The sequence below is a fragment of the Yersinia hibernica genome (genome assembly GCF_004124235.1).
GTDB lineage: Bacteria > Pseudomonadota > Gammaproteobacteria > Enterobacterales > Enterobacteriaceae > Yersinia > Yersinia hibernica.
Genome location: NZ_CP032487.1, coordinates 3,465,935 through 3,487,577 on the forward strand (window position 1 = coordinate 3,465,935; position 21,643 = coordinate 3,487,577).

Here is a 21,643-nt window from a genome sequence, read left to right on the forward strand (position 1 = left end):
ATCAGTGCCTTTGCAGCAGCACTGATAATAAAATCGACATCAATCTGCTCTAAATAAACAGGCTGATCAGCAACACCATCGCCAAACCCACCACAGAGTTTGTCAACTCCAGCAAGCCCCAGGTTTTAAGCGTATCTTTAATCGACAGGTCAAAATACCCTTTAAATAGCCAGAACGAAGCATCATTAATGTGAGTAAAGGTGTTAGAGCCTGCCGCGGTTGCCAGTACTAACAATGCCGGATCGACGGAGGTAATAGTGTGGGTAACGGGATCCATCACTGCGGCTCCGATAATCCCTGCCGCTGTCATTGCTGACACCACCCCTTGCCCGGTTGAAAGACGGATCAGCACAGTAATCAGCCAGGCCATAATATAAGGCGACACACCACCAGCCGACATCAGCATGCCGATGGTATCACCAATACCGGTATCAATAATGACTTGCTTTAGCGCCCCACCCGCACCGATGATCAAGATGACCATGGCAATACCTTTCACCGCCCCTTCAAATGAGTGCATGACCCATTCCATCTTATGGCCACGCCCGGTACCGAACAGAACAAAGGCAACCAGCATCGCGATAAACATGGCAATCGGCGACGACCCCAAGAAGTTGAGGATAATGTACGAGTTTGTCCCTTTCACCAGCCAGATATTGGCAACAGTGGTGAAAATCATAATGAAAGCAGGGATTAACGGCACCAGAATCGAAGTACCAAACGACGGTAAATTGTTTTCATCCAGCGGATTATCCGCTTTCAGGAAGGTTGGTACTGGCCGCTCTAGATTGCCCAAGAATTTTGGCAAGATCAGCCCAGCACAAATAACAGAAGGGATGGCCACCAAAACACCGTAGATATAAACCATCCCCATATCAGCACCATAGGCACTAACCAGCGCCACTGGCCCGGGTTGCGGGGGGAACAGGGAGTGCGCGGTAGTGGCCGCAGCCACTGCTGGGATCGCCAATTTCAGGAATGGGATCTTGGCTTCGACGGCAATAGCAATGATCAATGGCGCTAGAATGATAAAGGCAACTTCATAGAACATCGCCAAACCAAAGATCAGGCCAATGATGATGACCGCAAACTCAACATATTTAAGCCCAAAACGGCGTAATAGTGTTTGAGCTATCTGATGAGCGGCACCAGAGTCGACCATGAGTTTACCAATCACCGCCCCAAAGACCACGATGATAGCCAGCTCACCGAGTGTCCCGCCAAACCCCGCTTTAATCGTATGCAGCAGTTTCAGCAGATCCATCCCGGCGAGAGTCCCCACCAGCAGAGCCGCTAAAAGCAATGCAATCATTGAGTTAATCTGATAGCGGATATTGAGCAATAGCATTAAGCCAATGCCCAGCACCACCCATAGGATATTAATCCATTCCATCTTTTATTTTCCCCAGTCGTTAAACATCAATTTTTTGGTATTAATTTTTATATTGGTCAGACCAAATTTAGTAACTTTTCAGTAGTGTAAAATCGCCATCATGCCGTGGGTTTTGAGTCTCCCCCCTATTTACGCGACCATATTATCTGTGACACCCACTAATTTGGTATTACAAGTATCACCAATTGGATGACCAAATGAAGTATTGGTTAACCAACTTGTCGGACTGATCGCAAAAATAAGATTTATTCCAGTGAGTTTGCACACGGCGATGAAGTGTAAAGTACACAAATTCAGAACAGAAAATGAGAAAGGTATGGGAGCAGCGACTTAGCGTTGAATGGTATAAATATTAAAAAAGGGCGGCATTTTCATGCTCGCCCCTTAATCTCAATTCACTGCATCTTGGCAGCAAGATGGGAATTTAACTCTCAATAATCACAGTGGCACAGGCATAGCGCCGTTCGTCAGCCAGGGTCACATGCAACGATTTGACCCCCAGTTCAGCCGCTAACTCTGCTGCCCGCTGATGTAAACGTAACGTTGGTTTGCCCAATGCATCGTTAACCACTTCGAACTGATTGAATGCCAAACCATTACGGATACCGGTGCCGAATGCCTTAGCGGCAGCCTCTTTAACCGCAAAACGTTTGGCCAAAAAACGGATTGGCTGCTGATGTTGCTGATAATGCTGCCATTCCGCTGGGCTGAGAATGCGCCGAGCCAGTTTTTCGCCACTGCGCTCAACCACTGCTTCTATCCGCGATATCTCAACAATATCAGTCCCTAACCCAAGAATGGCCATTAACGGCGCGCTTCCCGCATTAATACTTTCATATCGCTAACCGCAGCTGCAAGGCCCGACATAACTGCTTGGCCAATGATTGCATGCCCAATATTTAGCTCGTGCATCTCCGGCAACGCGGCAATGGGTTGGACATTGTGGTAAGTCAGGCCATGACCCGCATTGACTTTTAATCCTTTGCTGGCCGCATAGGCCGCTGCTTTAGCGATCCGCACGAATTCAGCCTGACGAGCCAAATCTGAACTAGCATCCGCATAGGCACCAGTATGGATTTCGATGTAAGGTGCCCCAACCGCCACTGCGGCATCAATTTGGCGCATATCGGCATCGATAAACAGTGAAACCAGAATACCGGCCTCAGAAAGTCGGCTTACCGCGACAGTCATTTTATCAATTTGACCGGCGACATCCAGCCCGCCCTCAGTGGTCACTTCCTGGCGTTTCTCTGGTACCAAACAACAAAAATGCGGTTGTAGCTCACAAGCAATATCAACCATTTCATCGGTGACAGCCATTTCCAGATTCATACGCGTCTGGATAGTCTGGCGCAGGATACGCACATCCCGATCAGTGATATGGCGGCGATCTTCACGTAAATGGACAGTAATCCCATCAGCACCGGCTTGTTCAGCGATAAAAGCGGCCTGGACAGGGTCAGGATAAATAGTCCCGCGTGCATTTCGTAATGTCGCAATGTGATCAATATTAACGCCCAGCAACAAATCGGCCATGACAGCCCTCCAGATATGAATGCATTTTTGATAGGTCAATAAGCATGCAAAAATGCGTGCCAATAAACGCGTAAGTATTGGGCAGTTTACACCGAGTAGGCTGCTAGCGGATAGGCTACTGTAGGGGAAAGTTGATGATGAGCAGCATAAAGCGTGGCACGGCTGAGACTAGGGCAAAGGTTCAGTTGGGGGCTTAATGACAAATTGGCGGAACAGTTCGCGGCTTTTGAGTGGCTTACCGCCCAAATAGGGTTTGAGCGCAATGCGCGTAAAACGCTTGGCTGCACGTAATGTATCAGCATCAGGGAATTCGCGATTCGCCAGCGCCAATAATTGCCGGCCGGTAAAACTGTAATGATCCACAACCAAGCTGGCAATAAACCCTTTTTCTTCACGGTAGCGGTAGGTCATGGTGTCTGATACCGGCTGACCGCTGCCAGCGCAATGCAGAAAATCAACGCCATAACCAAGATGGGCTAATATCGCCAACTCAAACTGACGCAAAGTAGACTCAGGCGAACCATCACTGCCTGCCAATGATTGCAGGCAATGCAAATAGTCGAAGAATAAAGCGGAGTAATTGGTTTGGTGTTCCAGCACGCGCGCGAGCAGTTCGTTGACATATAAACCGCTGTACAGCATCGCGCCACTCAGCGGAAGAGCCAGTGATACCGGCTCAGCACTACGTAATGTTTTGACTTCGCCTCGCCCCGTCCACCGCACTAGCAATGGCGTGAAAGGCTGTAAACAGCCTTTTAGATTGGAGCGGCGACCGCGCGCACCCTTTGCCAATACCCGCATGCGGCCCTCCCCCTCAGTGAATAAATCCAGCATTAAACTGGTTTCACTGTAAGGTCGCCCATGCAGGACAAATGCGCGTTGCCACCCCTCCATCGGCGAGCCTTATTTCAGGTCGTCGGTATAACCTAAGCTGCGCAATGCACGTTCGTCATCTGCCCAGCCCGATTTCACTTTCACCCACAGCTCAAGATGCACTTTGGCCTCGAACATCTGCTCCATATCCTGGCGAGCTTCGATACCAATGGTCTTGATTTTTGAGCCTTTATTGCCGATGACCATTTTCTTCTGGCCCTCGCGCTCCACCAAAATCAGCCCGTGAATATTATAGCCACCGCGCTCATTGGGTACAAACTGTTCAATTTCGACCGTCACCGAGTAAGGTAATTCCTCACCCAAAAAGCGCATCAGTTTTTCACGAATGATTTCTGACGCCATAAAGCGCTGGGAACGGTCAGTAATATAATCTTCCGGGAAATGATGCTCAGCTTCTGGCAGAAGCTTGCGCACAATGTTGGCAATAGTATCTACGTTCATGCCTTTTTCGGCGGAGATAGGCACCACATCAAGGAAATTCATCTGCTGGCTCAGGAACTGAATATGCGGTAACAGTTTGGTTTTATCCGTCACGTTATCCACTTTATTGATAGCCAATAACACCGGGCACTTCAGACTGCGTAGCTTGTTCACTACCATCTCATCATCAGCGGTCCAGTTGGTTCCTTCAACTACAAAAATCACTAACTCCACATCGCCGATAGAGCTGCTGGCCGCGCGATTCATCAAACGGTTAATCGCCCGTTTTTCTTCAATATGCAGCCCTGGGGTATCAACATAAATGGCCTGATAAGGCCCCTCAGTATGGATCCCCATAATCCGGTGACGTGTGGTTTGCGGTTTACGTGAAGTGATGGAGATTTTCTGCCCCAACAACTCATTCAGCAAGGTCGACTTGCCCACATTTGGGCGGCCAACAATTGCAACAAAACCACAATACGTTTTTTCTACTTCGCTCATTCAAGCTCCAACTGTTTCAGCGCTTGTTCCGCTGCCGCCTGCTCAGCTTTACGGCGACTTGAGCCGGTACCGATAACCGGTTCATTCAAGCCACTCACCTGGCAGTGGATAGTAAATTCCTGATCATGTGCTTCACCACGAACCTGCACAACCAGATATGAAGGTAATGGCAGATGACGGCCCTGTAAATATTCTTGCAGGCGCGTTTTTGGGTCTTTCTGCTTGTCACCTGGGCTGATTTCTTCTAAGCGACTGCGATACCAGTCAAGAATCAGCCGTTCAATCGTATGAATATCGCTGTCTAAGAAGATACCGCCAATTAAAGCTTCGACTGTATCTGCCAAAATTGATTCACGGCGGAAACCACCACTTTTCAATTCACCCGGCCCAAGACGCAAACATTCACCGAGGTCAAACTCACGGGCCATTTCGGCGAGTGTGTTTCCTCTGACCAATGTTGCTCGCATCCGGCTCATATCCCCTTCATCAACTCGCGGGAAACGGCGATACAACTCATTGGCGATAACGAAACTTAATATAGAGTCACCCAGGAACTCCAAACGCTCATTATGTTTGCTACTGGCGCTACGATGAGTCAGTGCTTGCAGCAAGAGCTCCTGCTGTTGAAAAGTGTAGCCCAGCTTCCGCTGTAGCCTATTTATTACGATGGGGTTCATGAGTTACCAATAGATCAAGAATGCGTCAAAAACTACAGCATACGGAACAGGTCTGATGGCCAATATGACCAAAGCAAAACTGTTTCGTTTGCAGTGGCTCCCATAAAAGAGCCAACTTTTATCGCTCGATAAGGTTATTCTACAACGAGTGGAAATATAATGCTGCGTTTATATGCCCTGCGGACTTGAAGTTACAGCGGTGTTAGCTGTTCTTACTCACCCGAATCACTGACTTCTGTCAGCTCATCGGGATTTGTTCGTTTGCTGCTTTGCTGTAATTTCAATGACTCAAGATATAGTCAATATTAATGTATTCCACCAATACGACTCAAACGCACACCTGTTGGCCATTCACCTTCTTGCTTTTCAAAGCTCATCCAAATAGCGGTGGCTTTACCGACCAGATTACGTTCTGGCACAAACCCCCAGTAACGGCTATCTGCACTATTATCCCGGTTATCACCCATCATAAAGTAATGACCTTCTGGAACAACCCATACGCCTAGTGGCTGATTAGGCTGCTGATAATAGGCCCCTAGCTGCTCCTGCCGCCCAGGAACGGTCAAAATCTGATGCGCCACCGGGCCGAGAGTCTCGGTACGCTCACGCAGACGCACGCCGCCATCGGGTACCGCTTGGTTTAACGGAATTTGGAAGAAACCAGCAGAGGCCTCGCCATTACCGCTATAACGGAATGTTTGAACAAAATCACTGGGCTCGGATGTACTGTAAGTAATTGGCAATGCAGTGTCACAAGAAGTGCCAGTATTACACGCAGGTTGAACCGTCACTTCTTTACTAATCGGATTATAACTTACCCGGTCACCCGGTAACCCCACGACGCGCTTGATATAGTCCAAACGAGGATCGAGCGGATATTTAAATACCGCAATATCACCACGCTTGGGATGCCCAGTAGGAATCAGCGTAGTTTGAGTAATAGGGTCTTTAATGCCGTAAGCAAATTTCTCGACCAGAATGAAATCGCCAATCAATAATGTTGGCATCATCGAGCCAGAGGGGATCTGGAAGGGTTCGTAAATAAACGAACGCACGATAAATACCAGAGCTAACACCGGGAAAATTGAAGCACAAGTCTCAATCCACCCAGGCTGTTTTGCCGCCGGTGCCAGAGTCTTGTTATCTACTGCACTCCCCGTTTGCGCCTTGATCTCCGCAGTTTGCGCATTCACTGCCGCAATTTTTGCCTGACGGGCCGGCCCCCATTTAAACCGCTCGAAGCACCAGATAATCCCTGTCACCAGCGTTGCAATCGCTAAAACCAAGGCAAATATGTTAGCCATTAAAACTCCTTATTTACTGTCTTTTCCGACATGCAGAATAGCCAGGAAAGCTTCTTGCGGTAATTCAACGTTACCGACCTGCTTCATGCGTTTTTTACCGTCTTTCTGTTTCTGCAGAAGTTTCTTCTTACGGCTTACGTCGCCACCATAACACTTCGCCAAAACGTTTTTACGCAACTGTTTCACAGTTGAACGGGCAATGATGTGGTTACCGATGGCCGCCTGAATGGCAATATCAAATTGCTGGCGGGGGATCAGTTCTTTCATTTTCTCAACCAGATCACGGCCACGGTACTGCGCATTATCACGGTGAGTAATCAGCGCCAGAGCATCCACCCGCTCATTGTTGATTAATACATCAACCCGCACCATGTCTGAAGTCTGGAAGCGTTTGAAATTATAATCCAGTGAGGCGTAGCCACGGGATGTTGACTTCAGGCGATCGAAGAAATCGAGAACCACTTCAGCCATTGGAATTTCATACGTCAGTGCCACCTGGTTACCGTGGTAAACCATGTTGGTTTGCACCCCGCGTTTCTCAATACACAATGTAATAACATTACCCAAATACTCTTGGGGCAATAGCATATGACATTCAGCAATTGGCTCGCGCAGTTCTTCAATATTATTCAAAGCCGGCAGCTTGGAGGGGCTATCAACATAAACCGTTTCCTGAGCCGTGGTAATCACTTCATACACTACCGTTGGCGCGGTGGTGATGAGCTCCAGATCATACTCACGTTCCAGACGTTCCTGAATGATTTCCATATGCAGCAACCCCAGGAAGCCACAACGGAAACCAAAGCCTAATGCTGTCGAACTTTCTGGCTCATAGAACAAAGAGGCATCATTCAAACTCAATTTGCCCAATGCATCACGGAAAGCTTCATAGTCATCAGAGCTAATCGGGAACAGACCGGCATAAACCTGTGGTTTAACTTTCTTAAAGCCAGGTAATGATTTTTCCGCCGGGTTACGGGCCAATGTCAGCGTATCGCCGACCGGGGCACCAAGAATGTCTTTTATCGCACAAACTAACCAGCCAACTTCACCGCAGTTCAACACATCACGATCAACACGCTTCGGGGTAAAAATACCCAAACGGTCAGCGTTGTAGCTCTGGCCCGTACTCATGACCTTAACTTTATCGCCTTTACGTAACGAGCCATTCTTGATACGAATTAATGACACGACACCTAAATAGTTATCAAACCAAGAGTCAATAATCAGCGCCTGCAATGGGCCGTCCGGATCACCCTCAGGCGGCGGAATATCACGCACTAGCCGCTCGAGAATATCAGGCACCCCTACGCCGGTTTTTGCTGAACAGCGGACAGCATCAGTAGCATCAATACCAACGATATCTTCAATTTCTTCAGCAACTCGTTCAGGGTCAGCCGCAGGTAAATCTATTTTGTTCAGAACCGGCACCACTTCCAGGTTCATTTCCATCGCGGTATAACAGTTAGCTAGGGTTTGCGCTTCAACGCCTTGCCCAGCATCAACCACCAATAAAGCCCCTTCACAAGCCGCCAAAGAGCGGGAAACTTCATAAGAGAAGTCAACATGACCAGGAGTATCGATAAAGTTGAGTTGATAGGTTTGACCATCTTTTGCGTGATAATCGAGTGTCACGCTCTGTGCTTTGATGGTAATACCACGCTCGCGCTCCAGATCCATCGAATCCAGAACTTGAGCGGCCATTTCTCGCTCAGTTAAACCGCCACAAATCTGAATAATACGGTCCGACAATGTCGACTTACCGTGGTCAATATGGGCAATAATAGAAAAGTTTCTTATGTGCTTCATTTATATGAATTTTTCTCTAGTCGTTGTCTTTAATTGATTATTGGTGGACACAGCGATGGACTCAAACCCAAAACTACCCACATAAATATGCACGCATCTTACACTGTATGTCAGCCTCGTGAAAGGCATCACACTTAGCTTGTTAGCTGATTTATGCTGTTAAAATGTATCAGCGCCTTTCTGCTAGTCGTTATAGTCAGGATACTGTCCCGTTTCAAAGAGTCATGCATTTCTATTTCAATATAAATCTTTATCTAATCACTTTAGGAAAATGCTCATTTACCCTATAGGGAAATACCCTAGAGTATTAATGTGATGTTGTAATAACCAAGTGAAATATCCTCTTGGCGGCCAGATGGAGAATATTATGATTGATGAAGGAAAAATACTTAGCCGCCATGAGTTGAGAAGTAAAAACTCAAAATTAACCATTGGTATAATAATATGTGTATTAGGGATAAGTTTTATAATAATTAGTTTATCAATGGCGACATCTATTTTCTCAACACCTTCTATCCTTTCAATATTATGTGTCGCTATCGCCGGGATATCGCTAAGTGCATTACTATACTCACGCTTATATGACACACCAATATTTACCTATTTCCTTTATGAAAAAGGTATCCGAGTATTTAATCATCACAGTGGGAATGTTTACTTTATATCATTTAACAAAATAAAATATATTTATAAGTATCACGCTGGAATAAACCCTAGTGGTAAAATTAATGCCATGGCATTCCGAACATCAAAAAATCAGCATTGGAATATTATTATTAATAACATAACCAATGCATACCCCCTGATAAACACGATAACTCATCAGCAAGTCATGCATGTCGGATTAATCAGCTTAGATACATTATCTCGGGGGGAAAACATCGTATTTGATGTCGTGCGAAAGAATGAAAATTGGCTAAACTCACTGATACTTAATTTCATTTGGCTGAAAAAAATGCCGATGGACACAAGCCAGCTCTCACTCAGTGCCCACTCATTGGTTACTACAAAAGGTGCAATTAACATTGAGGATATACTGCGTATTGAAACCTTACATGAAGCACATCACGATAAAATACGATTATTTGATGCGAAAGGTAGCATACTCTTTTCAGTAGATTATTCGTCTCTCATCAGCGCAGATCTTTTTATTGCCCTACTGGAACATATGATACAGAACAGAATACCAGCCTACTATGGCGAATAAATAATGCAGAATTACTCTTGCGGGATACGTATAGCTGTTGGAGGTAAGCCAATTTGCAAAACAGCTGGTTGATAATCACTTTTCTCTTCAATTTTAATCGCCACCGTTCGGGCCAACAAAAAACCCAAACTAGCCCCAGAAATAGCACCTAGAGCTGTAAAAGCATCAGTAATAAATAAAGCTTGAAACAGCGCGCCACCCGCAATCAGCCCAATTAATGGCGTTAAATAAACTAAAGCGGCAGAACGTAATAAGCTGCTTTCACTAATTCCAACCTCAACCTTTTGCCCAGGTTCAAGAGGTTGTGAAATAGCTATTTTTAACTGATGCTGTGACTCTGGCCCCAACTCATTTAATAAATGACTGCCACATCCAGTACGCGCATTGCAACTTCCACAACCAGAATGTGGCTCACAACGTAACAGTGCTATCCCATTGTGCCAAGAGATAACTGTCGCCCATTCCCTCATCATTTTGCAGACTCCAAAACCACACTATCAGCAATACGCTTCGCAGTCGAAGGAGGCAACTCTCCAACTACAGTGATTTCGACATTATTACGGGTTTCACTATGAACAGTGCGACGCCCTTGGCGCAGGGATTGTTCTGAGGGCGCATCTTTACCTACAGGGTTCACATTCACCGAGAAACTAAACAAGCCATCAGAATAGAGTCGTGATTCAGTTGGTGTATCCATGTTGGGCAATGTACGCCGGCTGTGTGAAACCTCGGTAACTCCCTCAGGAAGCCAACGTGGGGCCCAAGCAAAATCGACTTTATTTTTTGCCGGTAAAGCAAGCAAAGGAGGCAAAGACAGTTTTAATACCCCTTGCAGAATCTCTTGAATAGGTTCACCGACAGCAAATGAAATCACCCGAAACTGCTCGAGAGTTTCACCATCACGATCCAACAGATCTATTCGCATAGGAAGTTTTGTTGTCTCATCCATCCAAATAATATAACTGTATCGCGTACTATCGCGCGCAACGACTCGAATAACCTGACATGGCCTATCAGCTACTCGGGCACGGCCTAGGGCGATATAGTTATAGTGTTTGGCTAGTTTTTCAAAATCGGGGAATACAACAGAGGGCAAAGCATCAACAATGTGCTCACCGCTCAACGTAAAAGAGTCAAAGCCTGGCTCGAAATAACTTATTTCATTGCCGCGCTGTATGATTTCTGTACGTGGGCCATCCATACGCAGCAATTGTGCTAACGTTTTTTTATCAAGGATGGCATGGCGATAGCGAAGAGAATCAATCCCCTGCTTGTTAACATTTATGTAGGATAGCTCATAATTGAGCGATTTACTGGCAGCGCTCATGTCCTGCAGCATTGCTATCGGCGGAGTCTCCGCCGAAGCAATTGTTGGCATGAGCAGGCTGCCCGCCATTAAACAGACGGAAAACCAAAGTTGCTTCATTACTGCTGCTGCATTCCTAAGGACTGAGTTCCGGGGACCTGAATAGCGGCTTGAGTTGATGCTGCAGGCGCCTGCGACACCTCAGTTTGTGGCAAACGGCGCTGCAATTCGAAATCTTGCAATTGCGTCATCATATTAACGCGGCGACGTTGCTCTTGAACCTGATGCTGTTGAGTCGTCCCAAAAGAACCGTCAGCAGGCACACCAAAACTGACTGGCGATGCTTTGCCCATCATCGGTAACGTATTAAAAGCAGGAGCCTCTGACTGTAGATTGCCAGATTCAGGTTGGTTATATTGCTGAACGCCCACAATAACGGCGAGGGAAACACATGCAGCAACCCCCACTTGCGTAATCTGGCTGGCCCACGGCCGAACTTTTTGCCAGAAAGGCATTTTCTGCCAGACATGAGGTTGTGGCTGAGATTCAGGCACAGCAATAGGAACAAAACGAGCAGGCTCATTTTTGAGCGCCTCTGCGACACGGCTGGCGATATCCAGATGCAAGACTTCACCAACATCCCCCCGCAGGGTATCACGGATTAAATGATAGCTCTGCCAGCTTTGCTGTAATCCTTTATCTTTCGATAAAGAACCTATCAGCTCACTATCAAGAGTTTCTCCGTCCATCAGAGCGGAAAGCTTTTCTTTCTGCATGCCAAATACCCTTTGTGTGTCCGCTTATCGCTGAATCAGCGGCTGAACTTTATTATCGATAGCCTCTCTGGCACGGAAGATACGGGAACGAACAGTACCTACCGGACAGTCCATAATGACAGCTATCTCTTCATAGCTTAGACCATCTAACTCCCTGAGTGTAATCGCCATCCGGAGATCTTCAGGAAGTGACTCTATGGTTTTAAAAACTATCTGCCTCAATTCTTCTGACAACATTAAGTTCTCAGGGTTCGATATTTCTTTCAATGCACCCGCATTTTCGTAATTTTCAGCATCATTTGCATCCACATCACTGGATGGCGGACGCCGCCCCTGAGCAACTAAATAATTTTTCGCCGTATTAACAGCAATACGGTAAAGCCAAGTATAAAAAGCACTGTCGCCACGAAACGACTCTAAGGCACGATATGCCTTAATAAAAGATTCTTGAACTACATCAGGGACATCCCCCTGAGGTACGTATCGGGATACGAGGCTCGCAACCTTATGCTGGTATCGAATTACCAGTAAATTGAACGATTGCTGATCACCTTTCTGGACCCGTTCAACCAGCATCTGATCCGTTAACTGCTCGCTCATCCGAGGTGAACTCTCCCGAAATCTATCCCCACGCTAAAAGTAGTACTGCCAGCCATATCTTTATTTTCCTGAGCAAGCACACGCTTGGAGTTTATAAAATTTGCAAAGTTCCATGTTGCCAGATTATTTGTCTGAATATTCTTTAGACATCTTATAGCCATAGCTTTTGCTCTGGCAGATAGGCTAACATGAATTTCACTCTTCTTCTGCACACATCATACGATATGCAATCATCATCTGAACACGTTAGCGATGTATTGATCATCGGGAGTGGCGCTGCCGGTTTGTCATTGGCTTTGCGTCTCGCGCCACATTGTAAAGTCACTGTCCTAAGCAAAGGGCCTCTAAATGAGGGTGCCACTTTTTATGCTCAGGGCGGCATTGCTGCCGTTTTTGATGAAACCGACAGCATCAGCTCACATGTCGATGACACCCTGATTGCCGGGGCGGGACTTTGTGATAAAGAAGCCGTAGAGTTTATCGCCAGCAACGCCCGTTCTTGCGTGCAATGGCTGATTGACCAAGGTGTCCTTTTTGATACCGAAACCAATGCCAGCGGTGAAGAACGCTATCACCTTACCCGAGAAGGTGGTCATAGCCATCGCCGTATACTACATACCGCGGACGCTACAGGTAAAGAAGTAGAGACCACCCTAGTGGGCAAAGCAAGAGCCCACCCTAATATTTTCGTTAAAGAGCGCTGTAATGCCGTCGATCTTATCACGTCGAATAAAGTGGGTCTGGCGGGGACCAAGCGTGTAGTTGGTGCTTATATCTGGAACCGCGAATTAGAGAAAGTTGAAACTTTTCGCGCCAAAGCCGTGGTGCTAGCAACAGGTGGTGCCGCTAAAGTTTATCAATATACTACCAACCCAGATATCTCTTCTGGTGATGGAATTGCCATGGCGTGGCGTGCTGGGTGCCGGGTCGCGAATCTGGAATTTAACCAATTCCATCCGACCTGTCTGTTTCATCCGCAAGCCCGCAACTTTTTACTGACCGAAGCATTACGCGGTGAAGGAGCCTATCTTAAACGCCCCGATGGCAGCCGTTTCATGCTTGATTTTGATGCGCGGGGTGAACTCGCACCGCGGGATATCGTGGCGCGCGCCATTGACCATGAAATGAAGCGCCTCGGCGCTGATTGTATGTATCTCGATATCAGCCATAAACCCACTGATTTCGTGATGCAGCACTTCCCAATGATTTACGAGAAATTGCTGTCTTTGGGTATCGATTTGACAAAAGAGGCGATTCCAATCGTTCCAGCCGCACATTACACCTGCGGTGGCGTAATGGTCGATCAACATGGGCGTACTGATTTAGACGGGTTATATGCGATTGGCGAAGTCAGCTATACCGGCTTACATGGTGCTAACCGCATGGCATCCAACTCACTACTCGAATGTTTGGTTTATGGCTGGTCTGCTGCCGAAGATATTCTTATGCGCTTACCTACCGCCAAGTTGGCTCAGCATCTGCCTGACTGGGATGAAAGCCGTGTTGATAACTCAGATGAACGCGTTGTCATCCAGCATAACTGGCATGAATTGCGTTTATTTATGTGGGATTACGTCGGTATTGTGCGCACCACCAAGCGCTTAGAACGGGCCTTGCGCCGCATTAATACCTTGCAGCAGGAAATTGATGAATATTATGCCAATTTCCGTATCTCAAATAATCTCTTGGAATTACGTAATCTGGTGCAAGTTGCCGAGTTAATTGTGCGTTGTGCCATGGATCGTAAAGAAAGCCGTGGGTTGCACTATACCCTTGACTACCCAGAACAAATCGACAATCCCAAACCGACGATTCTCCACCCATAATACTTTTTCTGGGCGCAAAGTATCGCGCCCGACTTCCCCGCCCCCTCAGTCTTAGCCAGCAATTACTGCAACAATCCACTAGTAATTTAGATAAAACTCGCTGATTAGCGCACAGAATTCAGGCGAATAGACCCCTTCTGATTGGCGCAAATCCAACTGTTGAAGTTCAGTCTCACCAGCTTGACGTGATAATGTTAGCAGCATGCGGTGTAAAGGCTTGCCGGAGCGATCGCGAATATCAACCTTGCAACGAATAAACCAATGTTGTTGCTCAGCAAGACGCGCAAGTTCCGCCCCCAAATCGTGGGGCAAAATCACACAAAAAATACCGTCCTCGGTGATAAGTTGCTCAACACAGTTCAATAATGCATCGTGAGTTAAGGAACCGGTATAACGTGCGGTATCCCGAGCCTCATCGCGGCAAGCAACGGCGGGGGCAAAATAAGGTGGATTACTGACAATCAGGTCATACTGATGAAGATGATTGCTGGCAAACTGATGTACATCTTGCGCATAAATACAAATTCGCTCCGCCCATGGCGATTGCGCTGCATTGCTGCTCGCTTGTTGCGCGGCCTCGGGTTCCAGCTCTACGCCATCAATCATCACCTCTGATGGCGTACGCTGAGCAAGCATCAAGGCGATAAGCCCACTACCGCAGCCGATATCCAGCACTTTGCGCGTTTTTTCTACCGGCGCCCATGCTCCGAGTAGCACACCATCCGTGCCCACTTTCATGGCACACTGGTCATGCGCCACAAAAAATTGTTTAAAGGTAAAACCACCACGGCGCAACACCGTTTTTTTTCTCAATTGCTCGCCCATATTAGCCACCAGAATCTATAACCGGCGTAGCATAGGACAATATGACTGAAGGGAAAAGACATCATTACCGCTTAAACAGGTGAAGAATTCGGCTAACCCGTCTATAATCGGCGCCCCAAGTAGAGGAAGACCATGACTGTAACCAATTTTTCCGAACTCGATCTCGATGAACGCCTGATTGACGCACTGCGCGACAAAGGCTATGAGCGCCCAACGGCCATTCAAGCTGCGGCTATTCCGCCAGCTATGGATGGCCGTGATGTATTGGGTTCGGCACCAACAGGCACTGGCAAAACTGCCGCCTTTTTGCTGCCAGCCTTGCAGCATTTGCTGGATTTTCCACGCAAAAAATCTGGCCCGCCAAGAATTTTGATCCTGACGCCAACCCGCGAACTAGCCATGCAAGTGGCAGACCAAGCCCGTGAGTTGGCTAAACATACCCAACTGGATATCGCGACGATTACCGGTGGTGTGGCTTATATGAACCACGCGGAAGTCTTTAGTGAGAATCAGGATATCGTGGTGGCGACCACTGGCCGCTTGCTGCAATACATCAAAGAAGAAAATTTTGACTGTCGGGCAGTAGAAACGCTGATTCTGGATGAAGCTGACCGCATGCTGGATATGGGCTTCGCACAAGATATTGAAACCATTTCAGCAGAAACGCGTTGGCGCAAGCAGACCCTACTCTTCTCCGCCACACTAGAGGGTGACGCTATCCGTGAATTTGCGGAGCGCATCCTGACTGAGCCGGTAGAACTGGAAGCCGACCCATCACGCCGCGAACGTAAAAAAATTCAACAATGGTATTACCGCGCAGATAACATTGAACATAAAACCGCTTTGCTCGTGCATTTACTCAAGCAACCGGAAGTACAGAAATCCATTATTTTCGTCCGTACCCGTGAAAAGGTGCATCAACTGGTCAGTTGGCTGCGTGAAGCTGGGATTAACGCCTGGTTCCTTGAGGGCGAAATGGTTCAGGCCAAACGCACCGAAGCGGTGATACGTTTAAGTGATGGACGGGTTAACGTCCTAGTGGCGACCGATGTGGCGTCGCGTGGATTGGATATCGACGATATCAGCCACGTTTTCAACTTTGACCTGCCACTGACCGCCGACGTCTATCTGCACCGTATTGGCCGTACCGGCCGTGCTGGGCGTAAAGGCGTGGCTATCTCCCTAGTTGAAGCGCATGACCACTTATTACTGGGCAAAATTGGCCGTTATCTGAAAGAACCGCTGAAGCCACGTGTTGTTGATGAGTTACGCCCAACCAGCAAAGCACCAAGCGAAAAAACCACCGGCAAACCATCTAAAAAGGTTTTAGCCAAGCGCAAAGAGCTAAAAGAAGCCAGCAAAGAAAAAGCCAAGGTTAAGGTTCGGCATCGCGATGCTAAAAATGTGGGTAAGCGCCGTCAACCCAAAGATAAACCTGATACCAAGTAGTTTGCGGTCTCATTCAGCAAGCTAATAAAAAGCCGCTTATAAATAGCGGCTTTTGTTATTTATCAGGCAAATTTAAAACTATTGCTGATAAACCTCTGCCAATTTCTTACCACGAAGCCAGACATTCAATCGCTGATATTGTTGCTGCATTTCAGCACTCTGAATGTTCAAGGGAGTCATCGCTAAATATTGTTGGAATGTTGCGCCCTGCTTATTGCGCAATTCAGGATCAGCACCGGCTTTTAGCAAACGTAATGCTAAGCTTGGTGCATTACTTTTACCTGCAAGATGCAGCGGAGTATCTCCCAGACGATCAGCCAGATTCGGGTCGACGCCCGCAACCAACAGCAAGATCACCTGGATCTCCCGCCCCGCCATGACCGCCGCAGCCAAAGGTGTTGCCTGTGTCACGCTGTTTCTGACATCAGGGCGAGTGTGGCTCTCAAGTAGAATTTGCAGGTAATGCGCATCTTGCACACTGGCTGCAGTATGCCAGGCGGTATCCCCTTGCAGCCCCGGTTGACAAGGATCAGCATGTTCTTGCAGTAATGCCGCCAGACTTGCGGGTTGCTGATGAAGAATAGCCCACTGCATTAACGTCACCGCCTGTTCACCCTGCTGTTGCAGCAACACTTTATTCGCTAACTGATGGATCTGTTTCACATCGCCTCGAACAATCGCCTCTGCCATCGGCATAACTAACGGATCGGTAAAAGCGATATTAATCTCGGTCATTGCCTGCCCCTCAAAACTCATTAATGGCATCAAAACACCGTAGAGAGCATAGCGCAACTGGCGTTTCACTCTCATCGTCAGTGTTGATTCAGGCATACTGCCGCTCCCAAGGTTGTTGTTCACTCATCGAACTGAGCACTTTATCAATACTATGTGCTGCTAGGCTGCGTTCGAGGTGTTTATGTGGTAGCCAATCATTTATTCCAGAGAGCTTATCGTTATTCGCCAGCATGATTTTACGGCCGATAGCATCAGGAGTTAGTGAGGTCGATTCCTGCGTCTCTGTCAGCAAGTCATACTGCGCGCTATAGCGCCGCACGCCGCCATTCTCTGCCGACTGCCGGGCTTGAGCTGGGTTCATACCCAAACGGTTTAAGGTGTGGTCAGAAACACCGGCGGCATTAAATGTCACCGCAAACGTTCCACTCGCTAATGCCGCCGTGGCTGCCAACCCACCGCCCAATGAATGCCCGGTGATCACCAGGGCATCACCAAATGCCATCTTGGCAGTTTTTCCCAAGGCAACCGCCTGATTATATTGCATATCATCATAACCCCTTGCCTGCCGGATATTGCTGAGCCAATCGCGCATATCATTCGTCCCGGCAAAGGATAAAACATACTGCTGGTTATCACTGTAAATCCCCGCCAGAAAACCTGAGGCGCTATCAGATAAACTTGCTGGGTCAATTCCCACACTCATCAATGCATCGTCACTCAAACGAGTGAATCCGGCCAAACTACCCGCCACTGGAGCGTAAACATCTTTAGCGAGTAATGCTAATGAATAGTCAGCTTGCTGTGACTCTGCTCCACTTGATATTGGCGCACGGCCACTCGCCGCCGTAACACCTTCAGCGCGAGGTAAATTAAGGCCAGCCAGCATACTGTAATAGAGTTCATTCGCGGCCAGAGTGGAGGCGGTGATTTCCACTTGAGATCTCGCGACTGCGGCGAGCGGCAGAGCATCCTCTTTCTGGGCTTGTTCCGATGGTTTTACTTGGCTCATCACCCCTGCTAATGAAACAGGCCCAGCCAAACTAACAGAAACACTCATGCCAACTCCTTGTCGATAGATAATGCCAATATTGAGCTAGGCTCAGTCGCTTTATCTATCGACACATCGGATGAGTTCTTAAATATAATTAGTAAGATTTATTTATATAACTTGAATATTGTGATCCTAATCTAACTTCTCGATGAGTAAATTACAGATACAAAAAAGGGAGCCAAAGCGGCTCCCTTACTATTTTAGGACTTAACTGTTATGACAAGAATTACAGACTTTCAGTGAAAGTACGAGTAATCACATCACGTTGCTGTTCTGGGGTCAGTGAGTTGAAACGTACAGCATAGCCGGATACACGAATCGTCAACTGAGGATATTTTTCTGGATTTTTAACCGCATCTTCCAGTGTTTCACGGCGTAGAACATTAACGTTCAAATGCTGACCACCTTCAACACGCACTGTAGGCTGCACTTCTAACGGAACTTCACGATATTCGATCTGGCCTAACTCACTTGCCGGAACGATTTGATCTTCAGCATAGCCCGCTTTAGCGCAAACACAGCGCAGTTCAGATTTTTCATCATCCAACAGCCAGAAAGAGTTTAGCAAGGCTTCATTGTTAGCTTTAGTAATTTGAATACCAGTAATCATTTGGTGCCTCCGTAATACGGCTATAAATTCCAAGGGGGAGAAACTATCTTGGTTATTTGGTAAAACCATTGTTGTCTTATTGTTCTGTATACCAGTCAGACAGCTGCAATTCTTTGACTTAAATCAATCTTTTGACCACCACGACAATCACGCCAGCAGCAAATTTATGTTTTATATCAATTTTATCAATCCAACCAATAGCAATTATTTTTGTAAATTTTCAACATTTTTTGCATAGAATGGTCAAAAAAACACCATCACGTCACAGACTCAGGTTTAACGGTTTCACTCACCGGTTTGAACCGGTAAGCTAGTGCACATCAATATCTTACCGACACCAAGGAGAGTGTTTATGCCCGCTTCCCTTAGCTGGCACGATGTGATCGGCCAGGAAAAAGAGCAACCCTATTTTAAAGATACTCTGGCCTATGTCGCGGCAGAGCGCCATGCTGGCAAAACTATCTATCCGGCACAAAAAGATGTCTTTAATGCTTTCCGCCTGACCGAACTGGATCAAGTTAAAGTGGTTATTTTGGGTCAAGATCCTTATCACGGCCCTAATCAGGCGCATGGATTATCATTTTCAGTCTTGCCGGGTGTTCCTGCACCGCCCTCTCTGGTCAATATTTACAAAGAACTGGCGACTGATATCCCCGGCTTCCAGCGCCCTAATCATGGCTTTCTACAAAGCTGGGCCGAGCAAGGGGTATTGCTACTCAATACGGTGCTGACTGTTGAAGCAGGCAATGCACACTCTCACGCCAACCTTGGCTGGGAAACCTTTACCGATAAAGTCATTGCTGCATTGAATGAACATCGTGATGGCATAATTTTTATGCTATGGGGAGCGCATGCTCAGAAAAAGGGCCGTATCATTGATACCCAGCGCCATTTTATTTTAAAAGCACCGCACCCATCACCACTCTCAGCACATCGTGGTTTCCTTGGTTGCAAACACTTTTCACAAGCAAACCAACTCTTGCAGCAGCATGGTCAGCAACCGATTGACTGGCAACCTAAGCTGCCAACGGCAGAATAAAACGCCGTTCCCGCAAAAAAATCAGATAAAAAAAGGCACCGCAAAGGTGCCTTTTTACTGTCAAGACACCTTAAGCTTTCGCTTTAGATACCGCGACCATCGCCGGACGCAACAGACGGCCATTTAGCGTATAGCCTTTTTGCATCACCATCATGACCTGATTTGGCTCATGATCAGCAGATTCAAGCATTGTCATCGCCTGATGAACTTCAGGGTTAAACGGCACATTGGTATCGCTGACAACTTGAATACCATACTTACCTACCGCATCGAGCAATGATTTTAGGGTCAGTTCGACACCCTCTATCATCGCGGTCAATTCAGTATTGGTTTTGTCGGCAGTATCCAGTGCACGTTCCAGATTATCGATAACCGGCAATAATTCAGATGAGAATTTTTCCAAGGCAAATTTATGCGCTTTTTCAACATCCTGCTCGGTACGACGACGGATATTCTCAACTTCAGCTTTGGCGCGTAGCAAGCTTTCGCGCTCACGCTGTACGGCGGCAGCCAATTGCGCTTCAAGCTCGGCAACACGCGGATCTACACCTTCACCCGTCTCTTGTGTCGCTTCCACTTGCTGCTCTGCTGCATTTTCCATTTCTTCCGAGACTTGCTCGTTTGGTGTTTTCTGTTCTTTACTACTCATGGATATCTCCGCGTTTTAGCATTAATCTCGCTACTTGGCTTATTATGGGGATCAAAACCGGGGATTCAAGGGAACCGGTCATAATGTGGGGTAAAAGACGCCCCAGTGAGGAAAATCACGGCAATGAATAATAAAAGATTCAATTGTATTGGTATTGTCGGCCACCCACGGCACCCGGCCGCACTTGCCACCCATGAAATGCTCTACCACTGGCTAAACGCCAAGGGTTATCACGTCATGGTCGAACAACAAATTGCTAAAGACCTCAATCTAACCGACGCGGTCACCGGTAGCTTGGCTGATATCGGCCAAAAAGCTGACTTAGCCGTCGTGGTCGGCGGCGATGGCAACATGCTGGGGGCCGCTCGGGTACTGGCTCGTTATGATATCAAAGTGATCGGCGTCAACAGAGGCAATCTAGGGTTTTTGACCGATTTAGACCCCGATAATGCTCAGCAACAACTTTCCAATGTACTGGAGGGCGAATATCTCAGCGAACAACGTTTCTTGCTGGAAGCACAAGTCACCCGGACCAATCAGCAAAGCCGTATCAGTACCGCCATCAATGAGGTCGTTTTGCATCCTGGCAAAGTGGCTCATATGATTGAATTCGAAGTCTATATCGATGACCGCTTCGCCTTTTCGCAGCGATCGGATGGCCTGATCATTGCCACCCCAACCGGCTCTACCGCTTATTCACTCTCTGCGGGCGGCCCAATTTTAACACCAACATTGGATGCCATCGTCCTAGTTCCCATGTTCCCCCATACGCTGACGGCACGCCCACTGGTTATTAATAGTAGCAGTACCATTCGGCTTAAGTTCTCCCAAATCACCAGCGACCTGGAAATCAGTTGTGACAGCCAGATAGCGCTGCCTATACAGGAGGGCGAAGAGCTTTTAATCCGGCGCAGTGATTTTCATCTCAATCTCATTCATCCTAAAGACTACAGTTATTTCAATACATTAAGTACAAAATTGGGCTGGTCAAAAAAATTATTCTAAAAAGTGCCTCAAGGACTTTACTGTATATAAA

Annotated in this window: 22 protein-coding genes; 5 read left to right on the forward strand and 17 right to left on the reverse strand. The window is 47.3% G+C overall.

What is annotated here, in order from left to right; all coding sequences use genetic code 11:
• Positions 1–49: 49 nt before the first annotated feature.
• From gntP to lepA, 8 genes are all read right to left on the reverse strand, one after another.
• Complete coding sequence (gene gntP / locus D5F51_RS16280) at positions 50–1,393, reverse strand: gluconate permease GntP (RefSeq protein ID WP_025379235.1); 1,344 nt, start codon at positions 1,391–1,393, stop codon at positions 50–52.
• Between the two features lie 424 nt (positions 1,394–1,817).
• Positions 1,818–2,198 (reverse strand): holo-ACP synthase, encoded by a 381-nt coding sequence (acpS, locus tag D5F51_RS16285; protein ID WP_025379236.1) that lies wholly within the window; start codon positions 2,196–2,198, stop codon positions 1,818–1,820.
• Positions 2,198–2,929, reverse strand: coding sequence for a pyridoxine 5'-phosphate synthase (gene pdxJ, locus D5F51_RS16290; protein WP_087769370.1), 732 nt, complete (start codon positions 2,927–2,929; stop codon positions 2,198–2,200). The genes acpS and pdxJ overlap by 1 nt, the downstream gene beginning before the upstream one ends.
• Positions 2,930–3,097: 168 nt before the next feature.
• A complete protein-coding gene (gene recO / locus D5F51_RS16295; protein ID WP_129197883.1) occupies positions 3,098–3,823 on the reverse strand; it encodes a DNA repair protein RecO in 726 nt (241 codons plus the stop codon).
• 9 nt (positions 3,824–3,832) lie between these two features.
• The gene (gene era / locus D5F51_RS16300; protein ID WP_129197885.1) at positions 3,833–4,744 is read right to left on the reverse strand and encodes a GTPase Era; all 912 of its coding nucleotides are present in this window, start codon (positions 4,742–4,744) and stop codon (positions 3,833–3,835) included.
• Positions 4,741–5,421: a ribonuclease III gene (gene rnc / locus D5F51_RS16305; protein WP_025379239.1), complete on the reverse strand. Its 681-nt coding sequence runs from the start codon at positions 5,419–5,421 to the stop codon at positions 4,741–4,743. Before rnc ends, era begins: the two co-directional genes overlap by 4 nt.
• 305 nt (positions 5,422–5,726) lie before the next feature.
• Positions 5,727–6,725, reverse strand: a complete 999-nt coding sequence (gene lepB, locus D5F51_RS16310) for a signal peptidase I (RefSeq protein WP_129197887.1) — start codon at positions 6,723–6,725, stop codon at positions 5,727–5,729.
• Positions 6,726–6,734: 9 nt separating this feature from the next.
• Positions 6,735–8,534 (reverse strand): translation elongation factor 4, encoded by a 1,800-nt coding sequence (gene lepA, locus D5F51_RS16315; protein ID WP_087769372.1) that lies wholly within the window; start codon positions 8,532–8,534, stop codon positions 6,735–6,737.
• Positions 8,535–8,901: 367 nt separating this feature from the next.
• On the opposite strand from lepA, the gene D5F51_RS16320 reads away from it, so the two are divergent.
• Complete coding sequence (locus D5F51_RS16320) at positions 8,902–9,741, forward strand: hypothetical protein (protein ID WP_129197889.1); 840 nt, start codon at positions 8,902–8,904, stop codon at positions 9,739–9,741.
• An 11-nt stretch (positions 9,742–9,752) separates the two neighbouring features.
• Here D5F51_RS16320 and rseC read toward each other — a convergent pair whose 3' ends face one another.
• From rseC to rpoE, 4 genes are read right to left on the reverse strand one after another with little or no spacing between them, the layout of a single operon-like run.
• Positions 9,753–10,214, reverse strand: a complete 462-nt coding sequence (gene rseC, locus D5F51_RS16325) for a SoxR-reducing system protein RseC (protein WP_129197891.1) — start codon at positions 10,212–10,214, stop codon at positions 9,753–9,755.
• Positions 10,211–11,167, reverse strand: coding sequence for a sigma-E factor regulatory protein RseB (gene rseB / locus D5F51_RS16330; RefSeq protein WP_129197893.1), 957 nt, complete (start codon positions 11,165–11,167; stop codon positions 10,211–10,213). Before rseB ends, rseC begins: the two co-directional genes overlap by 4 nt.
• A complete protein-coding gene (rseA, locus tag D5F51_RS16335) occupies positions 11,167–11,823 on the reverse strand; it encodes an anti-sigma-E factor RseA (protein WP_025379243.1) in 657 nt (218 codons plus the stop codon). The genes rseB and rseA overlap by 1 nt, the downstream gene beginning before the upstream one ends.
• A 24-nt stretch (positions 11,824–11,847) precedes the next feature.
• Positions 11,848–12,423, reverse strand: a complete 576-nt coding sequence (gene rpoE, locus D5F51_RS16340; RefSeq protein WP_005159396.1) for an RNA polymerase sigma factor RpoE — start codon at positions 12,421–12,423, stop codon at positions 11,848–11,850.
• Positions 12,424–12,647: 224 nt separating this feature from the next.
• Between rpoE and nadB the strand changes: the two genes are divergently transcribed.
• Positions 12,648–14,249 carry an L-aspartate oxidase gene (nadB, locus tag D5F51_RS16345; RefSeq protein WP_025379244.1) on the forward strand — a complete coding sequence of 534 codons (1,602 nt, stop codon included), beginning with the start codon at positions 12,648–12,650 and terminating at the stop codon, positions 14,247–14,249.
• Positions 14,250–14,327: 78 nt separating this feature from the next.
• On the opposite strand, the gene trmN is transcribed toward nadB, so the two are convergent.
• A complete protein-coding gene (gene trmN / locus D5F51_RS16350) occupies positions 14,328–15,074 on the reverse strand; it encodes a tRNA(1)(Val) (adenine(37)-N(6))-methyltransferase TrmN (protein WP_162301765.1) in 747 nt (248 codons plus the stop codon).
• A gap of 132 nt (positions 15,075–15,206) precedes the next feature.
• Between trmN and srmB the strand changes: the two genes are divergently transcribed.
• The gene (gene srmB, locus D5F51_RS16355) at positions 15,207–16,523 is read left to right on the forward strand and encodes an ATP-dependent RNA helicase SrmB (protein WP_025379246.1); all 1,317 of its coding nucleotides are present in this window, start codon (positions 15,207–15,209) and stop codon (positions 16,521–16,523) included.
• Between the two features lie 78 nt (positions 16,524–16,601).
• Here the strand turns inward: srmB and D5F51_RS16360 are convergent, their stop codons facing one another.
• The 3 genes from D5F51_RS16360 to grcA all read right to left on the reverse strand — a co-directional run bounded on the left by D5F51_RS16360 (position 16,602) and on the right by grcA (position 18,919).
• Complete coding sequence (locus D5F51_RS16360) at positions 16,602–17,258, reverse strand: ankyrin repeat domain-containing protein (protein WP_129199411.1); 657 nt, start codon at positions 17,256–17,258, stop codon at positions 16,602–16,604.
• 88 nt (positions 17,259–17,346) lie between these two features.
• Positions 17,347–18,315, reverse strand: coding sequence for a Tle-like phospholipase domain-containing protein (locus D5F51_RS16365; protein WP_129197897.1), 969 nt, complete (start codon positions 18,313–18,315; stop codon positions 17,347–17,349).
• A gap of 220 nt (positions 18,316–18,535) precedes the next feature.
• Positions 18,536–18,919 carry an autonomous glycyl radical cofactor GrcA gene (grcA, locus tag D5F51_RS16370; RefSeq protein ID WP_005188661.1) on the reverse strand — a complete coding sequence of 128 codons (384 nt, stop codon included), beginning with the start codon at positions 18,917–18,919 and terminating at the stop codon, positions 18,536–18,538.
• A gap of 352 nt (positions 18,920–19,271) precedes the next feature.
• On the opposite strand from grcA, the gene ung reads away from it, so the two are divergent.
• Positions 19,272–19,958 carry a uracil-DNA glycosylase gene (ung, locus tag D5F51_RS16375; RefSeq protein WP_129197899.1) on the forward strand — a complete coding sequence of 229 codons (687 nt, stop codon included), beginning with the start codon at positions 19,272–19,274 and terminating at the stop codon, positions 19,956–19,958.
• A 70-nt stretch (positions 19,959–20,028) separates the two neighbouring features.
• Here the strand turns inward: ung and grpE are convergent, their stop codons facing one another.
• Positions 20,029–20,607 carry a nucleotide exchange factor GrpE gene (gene grpE, locus D5F51_RS16380; RefSeq protein WP_025379250.1) on the reverse strand — a complete coding sequence of 193 codons (579 nt, stop codon included), beginning with the start codon at positions 20,605–20,607 and terminating at the stop codon, positions 20,029–20,031.
• A gap of 123 nt (positions 20,608–20,730) precedes the next feature.
• On the opposite strand from grpE, the gene nadK reads away from it, so the two are divergent.
• The gene (gene nadK, locus D5F51_RS16385; RefSeq protein WP_129197901.1) at positions 20,731–21,612 is read left to right on the forward strand and encodes an NAD(+) kinase; all 882 of its coding nucleotides are present in this window, start codon (positions 20,731–20,733) and stop codon (positions 21,610–21,612) included.
• The last annotated feature ends 31 nt before the right edge of the window (positions 21,613–21,643 follow it).

What these genes read in the sequence shown, in the direction of transcription:
- gntP (WP_025379235.1), bottom strand. Translation starts at nt 1,393, where the DNA reads ATGGAATGGATTAATATCCTATGGGTGGTGCTGGGCATTGGCTTAATG.
- acpS (WP_025379236.1), bottom strand. Translation starts at nt 2,198, where the DNA reads ATGGCCATTCTTGGGTTAGGGACTGATATTGTTGAGATATCGCGGATA.
- pdxJ (WP_087769370.1), bottom strand. Translation starts at nt 2,929, where the DNA reads ATGGCCGATTTGTTGCTGGGCGTTAATATTGATCACATTGCGACATTA.
- recO (WP_129197883.1), bottom strand. Translation starts at nt 3,823, where the DNA reads ATGGAGGGGTGGCAACGCGCATTTGTCCTGCATGGGCGACCTTACAGT.
- era (WP_129197885.1), bottom strand. Translation starts at nt 4,744, where the DNA reads ATGAGCGAAGTAGAAAAAACGTATTGTGGTTTTGTTGCAATTGTTGGC.
- rnc (WP_025379239.1), bottom strand. Translation starts at nt 5,421, where the DNA reads ATGAACCCCATCGTAATAAATAGGCTACAGCGGAAGCTGGGCTACACT.
- lepB (WP_129197887.1), bottom strand. Translation starts at nt 6,725, where the DNA reads ATGGCTAACATATTTGCCTTGGTTTTAGCGATTGCAACGCTGGTGACA.
- lepA (WP_087769372.1), bottom strand. Translation starts at nt 8,534, where the DNA reads ATGAAGCACATAAGAAACTTTTCTATTATTGCCCATATTGACCACGGT.
- D5F51_RS16320 (WP_129197889.1), top strand. Translation starts at nt 8,902, where the DNA reads ATGATTGATGAAGGAAAAATACTTAGCCGCCATGAGTTGAGAAGTAAA.
- rseC (WP_129197891.1), bottom strand. Translation starts at nt 10,214, where the DNA reads ATGATGAGGGAATGGGCGACAGTTATCTCTTGGCACAATGGGATAGCA.
- rseB (WP_129197893.1), bottom strand. Translation starts at nt 11,167, where the DNA reads ATGAAGCAACTTTGGTTTTCCGTCTGTTTAATGGCGGGCAGCCTGCTC.
- rseA (WP_025379243.1), bottom strand. Translation starts at nt 11,823, where the DNA reads ATGCAGAAAGAAAAGCTTTCCGCTCTGATGGACGGAGAAACTCTTGAT.
- rpoE (WP_005159396.1), bottom strand. Translation starts at nt 12,423, where the DNA reads ATGAGCGAGCAGTTAACGGATCAGATGCTGGTTGAACGGGTCCAGAAA.
- nadB (WP_025379244.1), top strand. Translation starts at nt 12,648, where the DNA reads ATGCAATCATCATCTGAACACGTTAGCGATGTATTGATCATCGGGAGT.
- trmN (WP_162301765.1), bottom strand. Translation starts at nt 15,074, where the DNA reads ATGGGCGAGCAATTGAGAAAAAAAACGGTGTTGCGCCGTGGTGGTTTT.
- srmB (WP_025379246.1), top strand. Translation starts at nt 15,207, where the DNA reads ATGACTGTAACCAATTTTTCCGAACTCGATCTCGATGAACGCCTGATT.
- D5F51_RS16360 (WP_129199411.1), bottom strand. Translation starts at nt 17,258, where the DNA reads ATGACCGAGATTAATATCGCTTTTACCGATCCGTTAGTTATGCCGATG.
- D5F51_RS16365 (WP_129197897.1), bottom strand. Translation starts at nt 18,315, where the DNA reads ATGAGTGTTTCTGTTAGTTTGGCTGGGCCTGTTTCATTAGCAGGGGTG.
- grcA (WP_005188661.1), bottom strand. Translation starts at nt 18,919, where the DNA reads ATGATTACTGGTATTCAAATTACTAAAGCTAACAATGAAGCCTTGCTA.
- ung (WP_129197899.1), top strand. Translation starts at nt 19,272, where the DNA reads ATGCCCGCTTCCCTTAGCTGGCACGATGTGATCGGCCAGGAAAAAGAG.
- grpE (WP_025379250.1), bottom strand. Translation starts at nt 20,607, where the DNA reads ATGAGTAGTAAAGAACAGAAAACACCAAACGAGCAAGTCTCGGAAGAA.
- nadK (WP_129197901.1), top strand. Translation starts at nt 20,731, where the DNA reads ATGAATAATAAAAGATTCAATTGTATTGGTATTGTCGGCCACCCACGG.